This window comes from Streptomyces sp. O3, from assembly GCF_054788135.1.
Map to the genome: position 1 here is coordinate 188,354 of NZ_JBTVYK010000003.1, position 14,113 is coordinate 202,466.

A 14,113-nucleotide genomic window follows, 5' to 3' on the forward strand; every position below is an offset into this window, starting at 1 on the left:
CGGGCATGCCGGTGGCCCGTACATCCGCGCCGAACGAGGGGGACGTACGGGCCCCACGGGCAGGCGGCTGGCAGGCCACAGGTCGCTGGTCCGGCGGCCCTGCGGCGTCGGCCGTCAGCGGACCTCGGTGATCTCCGGGCCGCGGGCGAGCTGCCCCATGCCACCGGCGAAGCGGGAGCCTTCCTGGGCCTGCGGCTCCTGCTGCTGGACGCCTTCGGCGACCATCTGGGCGTCGTCCGGCAGCTTGAGGACGATCGGGTCACGCGGGGCCATCGGGGCGTCGCCGCGTACCACGACGGTGTCCCGGAAGATGCTTTCCAGCAGGCCCGCGGCATCAGGTCGCACGGCGCCCTGGCCGGAGATCACTCCGCGCAGGAACCAGCGCGGCCCGTCGCAGCCGATGAAGCGGACCACCTGTACGCCGCCCGTGCCGTCCGGCAGCTGTACCGGGACCTGGGCGCGCAGCTCCCAGCCCAGCGGGCCCTCGATCTCGTCGATGACGCCGCCCTGCTGGGTGATGCCGGAGGCGATCTCCTCGCGGACCTCGCCCCAGATGCCCTCCCGCTTGGGGGCGGCGAAGGCCTGGAGCTGTACGGCGCTGTCGCGCAGCACGACGGTCGCCGCGACGATCGCGTCACCCGCGACCTCGACGCGCAGCTCCATGCCCTCGACTCCGGGCACGAAGATGCCGCCGAGGTCCACCCGGCCCTCGCCTGGCTCACGGACCTCGGAGAGGTCCCAGGGGCCGTCGGGGCGGGGCGCGGGCGGCAGGTTCACCCGCTGAGCCTCGGCCTCCCCCGCCGAGGTCGCCGCGTCTCCCGTGGCGTCCGTGGCGTCCGTGGCGTCCGTGCCTTCGGGGGTCAGGTCTCCGGGCTGTCCGCCGACCTGCTCGGCCTCGCCGGCCGCGTCGTCGGCGGCACCCTTCTTACGACGTCCGAACACGTCACTGTCCTTCCCGGTCGTGTGCGACCGAAGCGTATTGGTTACCGGGCTGCGGACCGCCCGCCGTGCCGTCCACGGCGGCATGGCCGCCGGTGGAACCGAAGCCCCCCTCGGCCCGTACCGAGCCGGGCAGTTCCGCCACCTCCTGGAAGCGGACCCGCTCGACCTGCTGGACGACCAGCTGGGCGATCCGGTCGAAGCGCTCGAACCGCACGCTCTCGCGCGGGTCGAGATTCACCACGATCACCTTGATCTCCCCACGGTACCCGGCATCCACCGTCCCTGGGGCATTCACCATGGAGACACCGCAGCGGGCGGCGAGGCCGGAGCGCGGGTGCACGAAGGCCGCGTACCCCTCGGGCAGCGCGAACGCCACCCCGGTGGGCAGCACCGCGCGCTCGCCGGGGGCGAGCACACAGGACTGGGTGGTCCGCAGGTCGGCTCCGGCGTCGCCGGGGTGGGCGTACTCCGGAAGCGGCACCTGAGGGTCCAGGCGGCGGATCCGTACGGGCAGCGGCTCGCGCGGGGCGGGGGTCACGGGTTCACCTCGAAGGCGCGGGCCCGCTTGACCTGGTCCGGGTCGCTCATGGCGGCCTCGATCTCGGCCGGGCGGCCGTTGTCGATGAAGTGGTCGACCTTGACCTCGATGAACAGGCCGTCGGCCCGGACCGCCACGGGCCCGTCGGGGCCGCCGATCCGGCCGGTGGCCGTGGAGTAGATCTTGCGCCCGGACACCGCGGTGACCTCGGCCTCCAGATACAGCACGGTGTCCACGGGGACGGGCCGGACGAAGTCCGTCTCCAGCCGTCCGGTCACCGCGATGACGCGCAGCAGCCAGTTCAGCGAGCCCAGCGTCTCGTCCAGGGCGGTGGTCAGTACGCCGCCGTGCGCGAGGCCCGGCGCCCCCTGGTGCTCGGGCTTCACCGTGAACTCGGCGGTGATGGCCACGCCGTCGGCGGCCCGCGCCTGGAGGTGCAGACCGTGCGGCTGGCCGCCGCCGCAGCCGAAGCAGTACTCGTAGTGCGCGCCGAGCAGCTCACCGGGCGCGGGGGCCTCGGGGTGCCGCTCGGGCGGTACCGCGTCGCCTGGGGGTGTCAACGTTGTTCGTCCACTCACAGCCGCAGACCCTACCTGCGTGGCCGCGGGTCCGGGGCACCGTGCCAAGCTGGGTTTCATGCAGCCCTCAGCCCAGCTCTTTGAAGAACGTCTGACCGCGCCCCGTTCGTGGTGGGTCATCGTGGCCCTGCTCGGCGTCGCCGGGGGCCTGATGCTGCTGCCGCTCGGCCCGCTCCCGATGCTCGGCGGTCTGATCGGCGCCGGGGCGCTCGCGGCCGTCGCGGTCAGCTCGTACGGCTCGGTCCGGGTGCGGGTGGTGGCCGGGTCGCTGGTCGCGGGGGACGCCAGGATTCCGGTGGCGGCGCTGGGCGCGGCCGAGGTGCTCGACGCGGAGCAGGCGCGCGCCTGGCGTACGCACAAGGCCGATCCGCGCGCCTACATGCTGCTGCGCGCTTACATTCCTACGGCGCTGCGCGTAGCGGTCACCGACCCGTCGGACCCGACGCCGTACGTCTATGTGTCGACCCGCGATCCGCGGGCCCTGGCAGCGGCGCTGGAGGCGGTCCGGGCGTCCTGACGCCTGACGGCCCTGACCTCCTGTGCCTGACTCTGCGCCTGAGACCGGCTGGGCCTGCGCCTGAGGACGGCTGGGCCTAGGGGACGGGACCCGCGGGTCTGGCCAGCGGCTCAGGGGCCTTCGACAGGGCCTTGGGGGCCTTCGACGGCCTGCTGGCGGTCCTCCGGCGGCTCCACGCGCGACGGCTCGGCCTTCGACAGTTCGAGCGGGGTCGGGAGGGGCGGCTGGTCCGGCAGGGCGTCCCAGGGCACCTGTGCGCGGCGCAGGTCCGCGCGGACGCGTGCGGCGAGTTTCCTGGTGTCCCGGCGGTTCATCACCGCGCCGACGGCGGCTCCCACCAGGAACGGCGCCAGGTTGGGCAGGTTCCTGACCGTGCGCTTCATGATCTGCTGCCGCAGCTCGCGCTTCGCCTGGGTGCTGAGCGCGGCGCTGATCGAGGCCGTCTTGGCCACGTCGATTCCGCGCTCGCGGGACCAGGAGGTCAGATACGCGGTGGAGCGCTGGGTGAGGTTGCCCTCGGGGCGCAGCCCGTAGACCTCGCGCAGTTCGGCGATCAGCTTCAGCTCGATCGCGGCGACGCCGGTGATCTCGGCGGCCAGTTCGGCGGGCATCGCGGGCGGTACCGGCATCGCGGCGGCCACTCCCACGCCCGCGCCGACGGTCGAGGTGGCACGACAGGCCCCGGCCACCAGTTTGTCGGCGATCTCCTCGGGCCCCAGGCCCGGAAACTGCTGTCGCAGGGCGGCGAGATCGCGCACCGGCACGCGTGGTGCGAGGTCGATGATCCGGTCGGCCAGGTGGCCGACCGCGGCCTTCGCTGTGCGGCCGCCCTTGCGTACTCCTTCTGTGGCTGTTGCCAGTCGGCCGGGCCTGGCCAGGGCGTCGCTCCCGTCGTGCGGGCCGTCCGTTGGCTCGAGCGAGGCCGACCAGCCTCGCTCGCCGTCACGGACGCCGTCGTACGGGGTGTCGCCCACCGCCTTGCGGAAGCGCCGCTTCCGGGGCGGCTTCGACCCTGTCACGGCCGACCGACCTCAGTCGCAGTCGCGGCAGATGGGCTGTCCGTTCTTCTCCCGCGCCAGCTGGGACCTGTGGTGCACCAGGAAGCAGCTCATGCAGGTGAACTCGTCCTGCTGCTTGGGGAGCACCCTGACGGCGAGCTCCTCGTTCGACAGGTCCGCGCCGGGCAGCTCCAGGCCTTCGGCGGCCTCGAACTCGTCGACGTCGACGGTGGACGTCGACTTGTCGTTCCGCCGCGCCTTCAGTTCTTCGATGCTGTCCTCGTTGAGGTCGTCATCGGTCTTGCGTGGGGTGTCGTAATCCGTTGCCATGTCGCTCTCCCCCTCCGGGTGTCTGTGGTGTCTCAGCGCTCGTAACGCGTGAGAGGCCGGACTTGTGCCCGACCCGAGGCGGAGATTTTGCCTCACATCAAGGTCTGTTACTCAATCGACACCCAACCGCACCTCTGAAGAGGTGATCGACTTGGATGGCGAGGAGGACCGTACACGGTCCGAATATCGCAGTTCACGGCCGCCACCCCGTGTACTTCCCGTGATCAAGACCCCCCAAAACCCGGATTTTCCCGGCTTTCTGGGGACCTTGGTGATCACAGAGAGTGGATGGCCGAAAATTCGCCTTTGTGATCGATCCCACACGGATCTCCCTGGCGGCAGGTCCCGAAAATTCCGCTAAAAGCGAACTTGCGGGCAAATCCAGAGTGACCTCTCACGCGGCATCTCAGAGGGACAGGGTGACTCGCATCACGAGACCACCCCCCTCACGCGGCTCGGCGATGATACGGCCTCCGTGGGCCCTCGCCACCGACCTCGCGATGGACAGCCCGAGCCCGACGCCCTTGTCGCTGCCGGTGCGCTCGGTGCGCAGCCGCCGGAAGGGCTCGAAGAGGTTGTCGATCTCGTAGGCGGGCACCACGGGACCCGTGTTGCTCACCTGGAGCACCGCCTGGCCGTGCTGCACCTCGGTGCGCACCTCGACCCATCCCTGGTCGGGAGCGTTGTAGCGCACGGCGTTCTGCACCAGGTTGAGCGCGATCCGCTCCAGCAGGACGCCGTTGCCCTGGACCACCGCGAGCGCGCGCTCGCCGCGGATCTCCACCCCCCGGTCCGCCGCCTCGGCCCGTACCTGGTCGATCGCGCGCGAGGCGACCTCGGCGAGGTCCACGGGCTTGCGCTCCACGATCTGGTTGTCGCTGCGGGCGAGCAGCAGCAGGCCCTCCACCAGCTGCTCGCTGCGCTCGTTGGTGGCCAGCAGCGTCTTGCCGAGCTGCTGGACCTCGACGGGCGCTCCCGGATCGGAGAGCTGCACCTCAAGCAGGGTGCGGTTGATCGCCAGCGGGGTCCGCAGCTCGTGCGAGGCGTTGGCGACGAACCGCTGCTGGGCGGTGAAGGCGCGCTCCAGGCGCTCCAGCATCTCGTCGAAGGTGTCCGAGAGCTCCTTGAGCTCGTCGTCCGGGCCGTCCAGCTCGATCCGCCGGGAGAGGTCGGACCCGGCCACCTTGCGGGCGATCCGGGTGATCCGGCCGAGCGGCGACAGCACCCGCCCGGCCATCGCGTACCCGAAGGCGAACGCGATCACGCTGAGCCCGAGCAGGGCGAGCAGCGAGCGGCTCAGGAGGTTGTCCAGGGCGTGCTGGCGCACGGACTCCGCGCACTCCGAGATGGCGGCGTTCAGATCGCCCTGGCTGACGGCCGCGCCGACCGCGGGGCACTGCGGGCTGCTGATGGTGACAGCGCCCTCGGCGCTGATCCGCAGGGTCGGCACGGAGCCGCTGCGCAGGGCGTCCGCCGCGAGGAGGTAGATGATCGAGAGCAGCAGGATGCCCGCGATCAGGAACATCCCGCCGTACAGCAGCGTGAGCCGTATCCGGATCGTCGGACGCAGCCACGGGAAGGGCGGCTCGGGGCGTACGGGGTCCCAGGTCGGCTTGGGGGGCGCCGACGGCGGCACCGGGGCAGTGGTCATGAAGGGGTCAGATCCGGTATCCCGAGCCGGGCACGGTCACGATGACCGCGGGCTCGCCGAGCTTGCGGCGCAGGGTCATCACGGTGACCCGTACGACGTTGGTGAACGGGTCGGTGTTCTCGTCCCAGGCCTTCTCCAGGAGCTGCTCGGCCGAGACGACCGCGCCTTCGCTGCGCATGAGCACTTCCAGGACCGCGAACTCCTTCGGCGCGAGCTGGATCTCCCGGCCGTCCCGGAAGACCTCGCGGCGGTTGGGGTCGAGCTTGATCCCGGAGCGCTCCAGAACGGGCGGCAGGGCCACCGTCGTACGGCGTCCGAGCGCACGCACGCGTGCCGTCAGTTCGGTGAACGCGAAGGGCTTGGGGAGGTAGTCGTCCGCGCCGAGCTCCAGGCCCTCGACGCGGTCGCTGACGTCGCCGGACGCCGTGAGCATCAGCACGCGCGTCGCCATGCCGAGTTCGACGATCTTGCGGCAGACGTCGTCGCCGTGCACGACCGGGAGGTCCCGGTCGAGCACGACCACGTCGTAGTCGTTCACGCCGATGCGCTCCAGGGCGGCCGCGCCGTCGTACACCACGTCGACGGCCATGGCCTCCCGGCGCAGTCCGGTGGCCACCGCGTCGGCGAGCAGCTGCTCGTCCTCGACGACGAGTACGCGCACGTCGTGTCCTTCCTCTGGGCCCGCGCGGGCGGGCTCTGCATGTCACTGGGCAGGCCTCCATCCTGCCCCTTTCGGCCATAAACCGGCTGTAAGGCGGCTCGCGGTCCGGGAATTCGGGGATTGCCGGGCCGGTTGAGGTTTCCCGGCAAGTCGCCCAGGGGAGGACGACTGCACATCCGCGATCACACTCTGCATGTGGCGTGCCACGACCCGCTTCCGCGGGCGCGGCGGCCGTGATCGTCCCTTGCCGAGGGCACACCCCCGTGCCACCGACCCACGACCCACGACGAGGGGGCGCACCATGGACGCATTCACCGCAGGGCTCCTGCAACGCATAAAGGCCACTGAGACCGACCTCACGCGGGCCCGCGAAGACGGCGACGACTTCCTGGCCGAGGTCGAGCAGGCCGAGCTCGACGATCTGCACCGACTGGCCGCGGAGCACGGCGTGCAGGTCAGCGCGGCTGGCGCCTGACCCGCGCCGCGTACGTACGAGGGCCCTGGGCACCTGAGAAGGCGCCCAGGGCCCTCGTACGCGTGCGCACCTGCGGCCCGGTGGCCGGGCTGATTTCAGCCCGGCCGACGATTGAGGCCAAGAAAGAGTCAGTCGTGCCAGGCCCCCAGCGCGTCGAGCTGCTCGCGCAGCGGCTCGAAGAGGCCCGGTGACGCCGCCACCACGAGGTCGCCAGAGGGCGCGTCACCAGGCGCGCGGCCGCCGACCAGCGCGCCCGCCTCGCGCGCGATGAGGTCGCCCGCCGCCAGGTCCCAGGGGTGCAGTCCGCGCTCGTAGTACCCGTCGAGACGCCCCGCCGCGACATCGCACAGGTCGATCGCCGCCGACCCGCCGCGCCGGATGTCCCGCACCCGCGGAATGAGCTGGCGCGCCACCTCGGCCTGGTGGACCCGCCGCTCGGCGCGGTAGCCGAAACCGGTGGCGATCAGGGCCTGCTCGAACGGGGGTGCGGGGCGTACGGCCAGCGGCCGGTCGTTGACGTACGCGCCCTCGCCCAGCGCGGCCCGGAACATCTCCGACTGCGCCGGGGCGTACACCACGCCGACGACCGTCTCGCCGTCCTTGCGCGCCGCGATCGACACGGCCCACGCGGGCCGCCCGTACAGGTAGTTGACGGTGCCGTCGACGGGGTCGATGACCCATTCCACGCCACTGCCGCCCTGGACGCTGGCGCCCTCCTCGCCGACGAAACCGTCGTCCGGCCGGTGCTCCGCCAGGAACGCGGTGATCATCTTCTCGGACGCGATGTCCATCTCGGTGACGACGTCGACGGCGCTGGACTTGGTGGCCGCGACCCCGAGGTCGTCCGGGCGGCGCTCGCGCAGGAAGTCGCCCGCCTGCCGGGCGGCCCGCAGCGCGAGGTCGAGGAGTTCGGCGTTGGGCTGGTCGGTCACGGGAGGGCTCCTTACGCGTAGGGGCTGTCGGCGCCCGCCGCCGCGGGGCGCGGGGTCCGGGCGGGGCAGCAGCCCACGGGGCACAGGTCATGGCTCGCGCCGAGCTCCCCGAGCGCGCAGGGCCGTACGTCCTGCCCGCGCTCGGTCGCGGCCCGCTCCACGATCAGCTCGCGCACCGCGGCGGCGAACCGCGGATCCGCGCCGACGGTCGCCGATCGGGCCACGGGCAGGCCCAGCTCGGCGGCCTTGGCCGTCGCCTCGGTGTCGAGGTCGTACAGGACCTCCATGTGGTCCGACACGAAGCCGATCGGCGCCATCACCACCGCGGGCGCGCCCTGCCCGTGCAGTTCCTCCAGGTGGTCGCAGACGTCGGGCTCCAGCCACGGGATGTGCGGCGCACCGGAGCGCGACTGGTAGACGAGCCGCCAGGGGTGCTCGATCCCGGTCTCCTCGCGTACGGCGTCGGCGATCAGCCGCGCGACGTCCAGGTGCTGGCGTACGTACGCGCCGCCCTCGCCGTGCGCGTCGGCGGGGCCCGAGGTGTCCGCGGCCGCGGTCGGGATGGAGTGCGTGGTGAAGGCCAGATGCGCCCCCGCGCGTACGGCGTCGGGGAGCCCGGCGAGCGACTCCAGCACGCCGTCGATCATGGGGCGCACAAAGCCGGGGTGGTTGAAGTAGTGGCGCAGCTTGTCGACCCTCGGCGGCTCAAGGCCCTCGGCCTCGAGCGTCGCGAGCGCGTCGGCGAGGTTCTCGCGGTACTGGCGGCAGCCCGAGTAGGAGGCGTACGCGCTGGTCGCCAGGACCAGCACGCGGCGGTGGCCGTCCCGCACCATGTCCCGCAGGACGTCGGTCAGGTAGGGCGTCCAGTTGCGGTTGCCCCAGTACACCGGCAGGTCCAGGCCGTGGTCCGCGAAGTCCTTGCGCAGGGCGTCGAGCAGGGCCCTGTTCTGGTCGTTGATCGGGCTGACGCCGCCGAACAGGAAGTAGTGCTGACCCACCTCCTTGAGCCGCTCCTTGGGGATGCCGCGGCCCTTCGTCACGTTCTCCAGGAAGGGCACGACGTCGTCGGGGCCTTCCGGGCCGCCGAACGAGAGCAGCAGCAGGGCGTCGTACGGAGTCGAATCAAGCGCTTCGGGCATGGCTCGATCCTGCCACCTGGGGCGAGCGCGGCGGAAATGACGGTACGGAGCGCGAGAGCGCGGGCGTAAGCTGTGTCAGGTCGCTTCACGCCTTACCGGAGTACTCCTTGGCCAGCCCCTACCGCACGATCTTCACCGCCCCCGGCACCCGGTCCTTCTCCGCCGCGGGGTTCGTCGGGCGGCTGCCGCTGGCCATGCTCGGCATCGGCATCGTGACGATGGTCTCCCAGCTCACCGGGCGGTACGGGCTCGCGGGCGCGCTGTCGGCCACCGTCGCGCTGTCCGCCGCGGCACTCGGCCCGCAGGTCTCCCGGCTGGTGGACCGGTACGGCCAGCGCCGGGTGCTCCGCCCGGCGACGCTGGTCTCGCTGACCGCCGTCGCGGGACTGGTGGCCTCGGCCGCCTGGGAGCTCGCGGACTGGACCCTGTTCGTCTGCGCCGCGTTCGCGGGCTGTGTGCCGAGCCTGGGGTCGATGATCAGATCGCGCTGGGCCGAGTTGTACCGCGCCGACCCGCGTCGGCTGCACACCGCGTACTCCTTCGAGTCCGTGGTGGACGAGGTCTGCTTCATCGTCGGGCCGATCGTCTCGATCGGGCTGTCCACGGCCTGGTTCCCCGAGGCGGGTCCGCTGCTGGCGGCGCTGTTCCTGGCGACCGGCGTCTTCTGGCTGACCTCGCAGCGCGCCACCGAGCCGGTGCCGCAGCCGCGCGAGCGGCACGGCGGCGGCTCGGCGCTGCGCTCGGGCGGGCTGCTGGTGCTGATGCTGGCGTTCGTGACCGTCGGCGTGATCTTCGGCTCGATCGACGTGGTGACGGTCGCGTACGCGGAGGAACAGGGCCACAAGGCGGCCGCCAGCCTGGTGCTCGCCGCGTACGCGCTGGGCTCCTGCCTCGCCGGAGTGGTCTACGGGCTGCTCGACCTCAAGACGGCGCCCGCCCGGCGGTGGCTCCTGGGCGTCTGCGCCATGGCCGTGAGTATGATCCCGCTTCAACTGGTCGGGAACCTGGCGTTTCTGGCCGTGGCGCTGTTTGTCGCGGGCCTGTCCATCGCGCCGACGATGGTGAACACGATGGCCCTGGTCGAACAGCACGTACCCCGCGCGAAGCTGACCGAGGGCATGACCTGGACGAGCACCGGGCTCGCGGTCGGCATCGCGCTCGGCTCGTCAGCCGCGGGATGGGTGATCGACGCGGCCGGAGCGCGGGCCGGGTACGCGGTGCCGGTCGCCTCCGGCGCCGTCGCGGTCGTGGTCGGGCTCCTGGGGTACCGTCGGCTGACCCGGCCGGCGCCGCGACGGGGAGGAACCGATGAGCACGGCGAGCAGAAGCGGCACGATGAGCAGGCCGCGCAGATCGTGGCGTAACTGGGCGGGCAACGTGACCTCCCGCCCGGCGCGGGAGATCGCGCCCGCGTCGGTGGACGAACTCACCACGGCGATACAGCAGGCGGTCGCCGACGGCCGCCGGGTGAAGGCCGTCGGCACCGGGCACTCCTTCACCTCGGCCGCCACCACTGACGGACTGCTCGTCCGCCCCGAGCTGTTCACCGGCATCCGCGCGATCGACCGCGCCGAAGGAACCGTCACCGTGCAGGCCGGGACGCCGCTGAAGCGACTGAACCGCGCGCTGGCCAGGGAGGGCCTGTCGCTCATCAACATGGGCGACATCATGGAGCAGACCGTCGCGGGCGCCACCAGCACGGGCACCCACGGCACGGGCCGCGACTCGGCCTCGATCGCCGCGCAGATCCGCGGACTTGAGCTGGTCACCGCCGACGGATCGGTGCTGCGATGCTCGGAGAAGGAGAATCCCGACGTCTTCGCCGCGGCCCGGATCGGCATCGGCGCGCTGGGCGTGATCACCACGATCACCTTCGCGGTAGAGCCGATCTTCCTGCTGACCGCCCGCGAAGCGCCCATGAGCTTCGATCAGGTGACCGCGGAGTTCGACCAGCACGTCGCCGAGAACGAGCACTTCGAGTTCTACTGGTTCCCGCACACGGGCAACTGCAACACCAAGCGCAACAACCGCAGTCCGGGCCCCGAGGCGCCGGTGGGCGCGTTCAGCGGCTGGTTCGAGGACGAGTTCCTTTCGAATGGCGTGTTCCAGGTGGCCAACTCGGTGGGTCGGGCCGTGCCCGCGACCATCCCCTCGATCGCCAGGATCTCCAGCCGGGCGCTGTCCGCGCGTACGTACACCGACATCCCGTACAAGGTCTTCACCTCGCCGCGCCGGGTGCGCTTCGTGGAGATGGAGTACGCGGTCGAGCGCTCGGCCCTCGTCGAGACGCTGCGCGAACTGCGGGCCATGGTCGACCGCTCCGGGCTGCGGATCAGCTTCCCGGTGGAGGTCCGTACGGCGCCCGCGGACGACATCGCGCTGTCCACGGCCTCGGGGCGGGAGACCGCGTACATCGCCGTCCACATGTACCGGGGCACGCCCTACCGGGAGTACTTCACCGCCGCCGAGCGGATCTTCACCGCCCATGGCGGGCGGCCGCACTGGGGCAAGGTGCACACGCGGGACGCGGAGTACCTGGCGTCGGTGTATCCGCGGTTCGGTGAGTTCACCGCTGTACGGGACCGGCTGGATCCGGATCGGCTGTTCGGCAACGACTATGTGCGGCGGGTGCTGGGCTCTTAGGGGTTTCGCGGTTCCCTTTCCCTTCGGTTTGGTTCGGGGTGGAGTGGGGTGGGGTGGCTCGCGTGCGTTATTCGGCGGGGTTAGCCCCGTTCTCCACTGTGCTGCCTGTGTCGGGGGTGGGTGTCGGGGTCGGGGTGGGTGTCGGAGTGGGGGTCGGGGTGGGAGTCGGCGTTGGGGTCGGGGTCGGGGTCGGTGTGGGGGTTGGCGTAGGTGTGGGCGTCGGGGTTTTTTCGTCGTCCGGGGCTGGCGAGTTCTCGCCGCGGGTGGTGTCGCCTCCTGGCGAGGGGTGTGCCGGGTCCGGCGTCGTCGCGTCGTCCGTGGGAGCGGAGCCCGGATCGGCGTCCTGGCCGGCCGGGGATTCGCGGTGCGAGTCGTGCTGAGTGAACGTGGAACCGATGCTGCCGCCCTTGCTGCCGAAGGCGTCGCCGGAGACCGTCTCGTACGTCACGATTCCCGCCATCGTCAGACCGAAGACCAGCGCGGCGCCCAGCAGCGGCCGTTTCCAGCCGCGTATCCGCTTGCCGTGCACCGTGGGCTCACCGAAGCCGTCCGGCGGCGGCGGTGCGGTGCGGAGCAGTTGGGTCCGCTCGGCGTCGGCGGGCCAGGCCCGTTCGGCGGCGGGCCGCGTCCGTTCGGCACCGGCCGCGACACCGGCGGTCGGCACCTGGCGGGTGACGGGCTTGGCCCGCACCGCAACCTCCTTGACCTGCTCCCCGGTGCGGGAGAAAAAATGCTGGAAGACCGTGCCGCCGCAGGTGGCGATGACGCTCACCAGACCGGCGCCGAGGATCGTGCCGTAGACCCCGAAGCTCGACGCGAGCTTCGCCGCCACCACCGCGGCCACGGCGCTGCCCGCCACCTGAGGCACGCTCAGGTCGATGCGCTTCTTCGGTTCTTCGGCCGGCTTCGATTCTTCGTCCGGCTCGTCCGGCCTCTTGCCGGGTTCCGCGTGCTCGGCCATCCCCGTCCCTTGGTCGCCTTTGGTCGCCTTCGGTGCATGCCTCTACAGAAAGGACAAATGGGCGAAGGGAATGGTTCCGGTTCTGGGGATCCTGTGAAGCAAGCCACCCGCGTAAGCAGCGCGTATGCGCCGGGTGGCGGCCAACTCCCTTGCCCCGAGACAACTTGCGTGGCGCGGCGGTCCACCCACGTGGCCCGAATGGAGTACTGTTGCGAGCCCTGGGTCCGGTCTCCAACCTGGGTGTCCGGGGGCCTGACTAACCCTCCGGAAGGGGGCTCGCCACACAGGGTGACGACTCAGTCACTTAGCGTTGCGAATAGGTAACCGTGCCATAACGGCGGTCCAGGGCCCTTGCCCGACACGCCGGGCAAATCGGCAAGGTTGTGGCAGGCTGCACCCTGGGCAGGCCACACTCGACTAGCGGAAGCAGCGACGCACGTGACGTCGGCAGGCACCACCCGGGAGGTCCCCATGCCCGAACTGCGTGTCGTGGCCGTCAGCAACGACGGCACACGGCTGGTGTTGAAGGCTGCGGACAGCACGGAGTACACGCTTCCCATCGACGAACGGCTGCGCGCCGCGGTGCGCGGTGACCGGCCGCGGCTCGGGCAGATCGAGATCGAGGTGGAGAGCCACCTCCGTCCCCGCGACATCCAGGCCCGGATACGGGCTGGCGCCACCGCGGAAGAGGTCGCCCAGCTCGCCGGTATCCCGGTCGATCGCGTACGGCGCTTCGAGGGGCCGGTGCTCGCGGAGCGCGCCTTCATGGCCGAGCGCGCCAGGAAGACCCCGGTGCGCCGCCCCGGCGAGAACACCGGACCGCAGCTCGGCGAGGCTGTTCAGGAGCGGTTGCTGCTGCGCGGCATCGACAAGGACACCGTGCAGTGGGACTCGTGGCGCCGTGACGACGGCACCTGGGAGGTACTGCTCGGATACCGGGCCGCGGGCGAGACCCACACGGCCAGCTGGACTTACGACCCGCCGCGGCGGCTGGTCCAGGCCGTGGACGACGAGGCGCGCTCGCTGATCGGTGAGTCCGACGACTTCTCCACGGCGGCTGAGCCGAGCTTTCCGTTCGTGCCGCGGATTGCCCGGCTGCCGCGTGACCGGCCGCTGGACCGTGCGCTCGACCGCGACCGCGACCGCGATCGTGACCGTCACTCGGAGCGCGCGTCGGAGCGGCCGAGCCTGCCTGGGCCGAGTCCGAGTCCGGAGCCCTCGGAGGAGAGCACGGCCGTCACCGGCTCGTCCGAGCAGGGGCGTGACTCGCTGACCAGCCTCCTGGAGGCGGTGCCCAGCTTCCGGGGTGACATGGTCGTGCCGGAGCGGCCGTCCGCGACGCCGGGGGCGGCGGCCGGGGCGTCTGGGGCATCTGCGGGCTCGGACCTGCCCGCGGCGGACTCGGCCGAACAGGATCTGGACCTGGAGGCGGAGGAGGCGGCGCCAGCCGCTTCGGCGGGTGCCGCGTATGCAGACGTGCTGATGCCGCGTGCGGTGGCCGGGCACCGGGACCGGCTGGTCGGCACCACGGACCGGCAGGCCGAGGCGGACGGCGTGCGGCCTGGCCGCCGGGCCGCGGTTCCCAGCTGGGACGAGATCGTCTTCGGCACGCGCCGCAAGAAACAGGACTAGCGCGCGGCAGCGCAGCGCAGCGGGGTGCGCGGTGCGTGCGTGCGTTCTGTTCGTTGTGGGGCGGGGGCGGGGTGGGGGGTACGTGCTCACGGCGACTGATAACCCGGAAGCTGCGA

The 14,113-nt window shown here is 71.7% G+C and carries 15 protein-coding genes; 5 read left to right on the top strand and 10 right to left on the bottom strand.

Features of this window, described 5'->3' with window-relative positions:
• Positions 1-114: 114 nt before the first annotated feature.
• From ACX6XY_RS03285 to ACX6XY_RS03295, 3 genes are read right to left on the bottom strand one after another with little or no spacing between them, the layout of a single operon-like run.
• Positions 115-942 carry a DUF3710 domain-containing protein gene (locus ACX6XY_RS03285; RefSeq protein WP_460326088.1) on the bottom strand — a complete coding sequence of 276 codons (828 nt, stop codon included), beginning with the start codon at positions 940-942 and terminating at the stop codon, positions 115-117.
• Between the two features lies 1 nt (position 943).
• Entirely contained in the window at positions 944-1,480 is a 537-nt protein-coding gene (dut, locus tag ACX6XY_RS03290) for a dUTP diphosphatase (RefSeq protein ID WP_460326091.1), read from the bottom strand.
• Entirely contained in the window at positions 1,477-2,058 is a 582-nt protein-coding gene (locus ACX6XY_RS03295; RefSeq protein WP_460326093.1) for a PaaI family thioesterase, read from the bottom strand. Before ACX6XY_RS03295 ends, dut begins: the two co-directional genes overlap by 4 nt.
• Before the next feature lie 58 nt (positions 2,059-2,116).
• Between ACX6XY_RS03295 and ACX6XY_RS03300 the strand changes: the two genes are divergently transcribed.
• A complete protein-coding gene (locus tag ACX6XY_RS03300; RefSeq protein ID WP_460326095.1) occupies positions 2,117-2,575 on the top strand; it encodes a DUF3093 domain-containing protein in 459 nt (152 codons plus the stop codon).
• A gap of 110 nt (positions 2,576-2,685) precedes the next feature.
• Here ACX6XY_RS03300 and ACX6XY_RS03305 read toward each other — a convergent pair whose 3' ends face one another.
• From ACX6XY_RS03305 to ACX6XY_RS03320, 4 genes are all read right to left on the bottom strand, one after another.
• Positions 2,686-3,594, bottom strand: coding sequence for a hypothetical protein (locus ACX6XY_RS03305; protein ID WP_460326097.1), 909 nt, complete (start codon positions 3,592-3,594; stop codon positions 2,686-2,688).
• Between the two features lie 12 nt (positions 3,595-3,606).
• Positions 3,607-3,903 carry a DUF4193 domain-containing protein gene (locus ACX6XY_RS03310; RefSeq protein WP_003951337.1) on the bottom strand — a complete coding sequence of 99 codons (297 nt, stop codon included), beginning with the start codon at positions 3,901-3,903 and terminating at the stop codon, positions 3,607-3,609.
• Between the two features lie 406 nt (positions 3,904-4,309).
• The gene (locus tag ACX6XY_RS03315) at positions 4,310-5,554 is read right to left on the bottom strand and encodes a sensor histidine kinase (protein ID WP_460326099.1); all 1,245 of its coding nucleotides are present in this window, start codon (positions 5,552-5,554) and stop codon (positions 4,310-4,312) included.
• Between the two features lie 7 nt (positions 5,555-5,561).
• A complete protein-coding gene (locus ACX6XY_RS03320) occupies positions 5,562-6,215 on the bottom strand; it encodes a response regulator transcription factor (RefSeq protein WP_460326101.1) in 654 nt (217 codons plus the stop codon).
• A 301-nt stretch (positions 6,216-6,516) separates the two neighbouring features.
• On the opposite strand from ACX6XY_RS03320, the gene ACX6XY_RS03325 reads away from it, so the two are divergent.
• On the top strand, positions 6,517-6,690 hold the full coding sequence (locus tag ACX6XY_RS03325) for a hypothetical protein (protein WP_460326103.1): 174 nt from the start codon (positions 6,517-6,519) through the stop codon (positions 6,688-6,690).
• 128 nt (positions 6,691-6,818) lie between these two features.
• Here the strand turns inward: ACX6XY_RS03325 and ACX6XY_RS03330 are convergent, their stop codons facing one another.
• Together ACX6XY_RS03330 and ACX6XY_RS03335 are read right to left on the bottom strand one after the other, a co-directional pair.
• Complete coding sequence (locus tag ACX6XY_RS03330) at positions 6,819-7,622, bottom strand: inositol monophosphatase family protein (RefSeq protein WP_460326104.1); 804 nt, start codon at positions 7,620-7,622, stop codon at positions 6,819-6,821.
• An 11-nt stretch (positions 7,623-7,633) separates the two neighbouring features.
• Positions 7,634-8,761: a ferrochelatase gene (locus tag ACX6XY_RS03335; RefSeq protein ID WP_460326107.1), complete on the bottom strand. Its 1,128-nt coding sequence runs from the start codon at positions 8,759-8,761 to the stop codon at positions 7,634-7,636.
• Between the two features lie 107 nt (positions 8,762-8,868).
• Between ACX6XY_RS03335 and ACX6XY_RS03340 the strand changes: the two genes are divergently transcribed.
• Complete coding sequence (locus ACX6XY_RS03340) at positions 8,869-10,125, top strand: MFS transporter (protein ID WP_460326109.1); 1,257 nt, start codon at positions 8,869-8,871, stop codon at positions 10,123-10,125.
• Positions 10,070-11,404 (top strand): D-arabinono-1,4-lactone oxidase, encoded by a 1,335-nt coding sequence (locus ACX6XY_RS03345; RefSeq protein WP_460326111.1) that lies wholly within the window; start codon positions 10,070-10,072, stop codon positions 11,402-11,404. The genes ACX6XY_RS03340 and ACX6XY_RS03345 overlap by 56 nt, the downstream gene beginning before the upstream one ends.
• A gap of 67 nt (positions 11,405-11,471) precedes the next feature.
• Here ACX6XY_RS03345 and ACX6XY_RS03350 read toward each other — a convergent pair whose 3' ends face one another.
• Positions 11,472-12,365 carry a hypothetical protein gene (locus ACX6XY_RS03350; protein WP_460326113.1) on the bottom strand — a complete coding sequence of 298 codons (894 nt, stop codon included), beginning with the start codon at positions 12,363-12,365 and terminating at the stop codon, positions 11,472-11,474.
• Between the two features lie 438 nt (positions 12,366-12,803).
• Here ACX6XY_RS03350 and sepH point away from each other — a divergent pair, with 438 nt between their 5' ends.
• Positions 12,804-13,997, top strand: coding sequence for a septation protein SepH (gene sepH, locus ACX6XY_RS03355; protein WP_460326115.1), 1,194 nt, complete (start codon positions 12,804-12,806; stop codon positions 13,995-13,997).
• Positions 13,998-14,113: the final 116 nt, after the last annotated feature.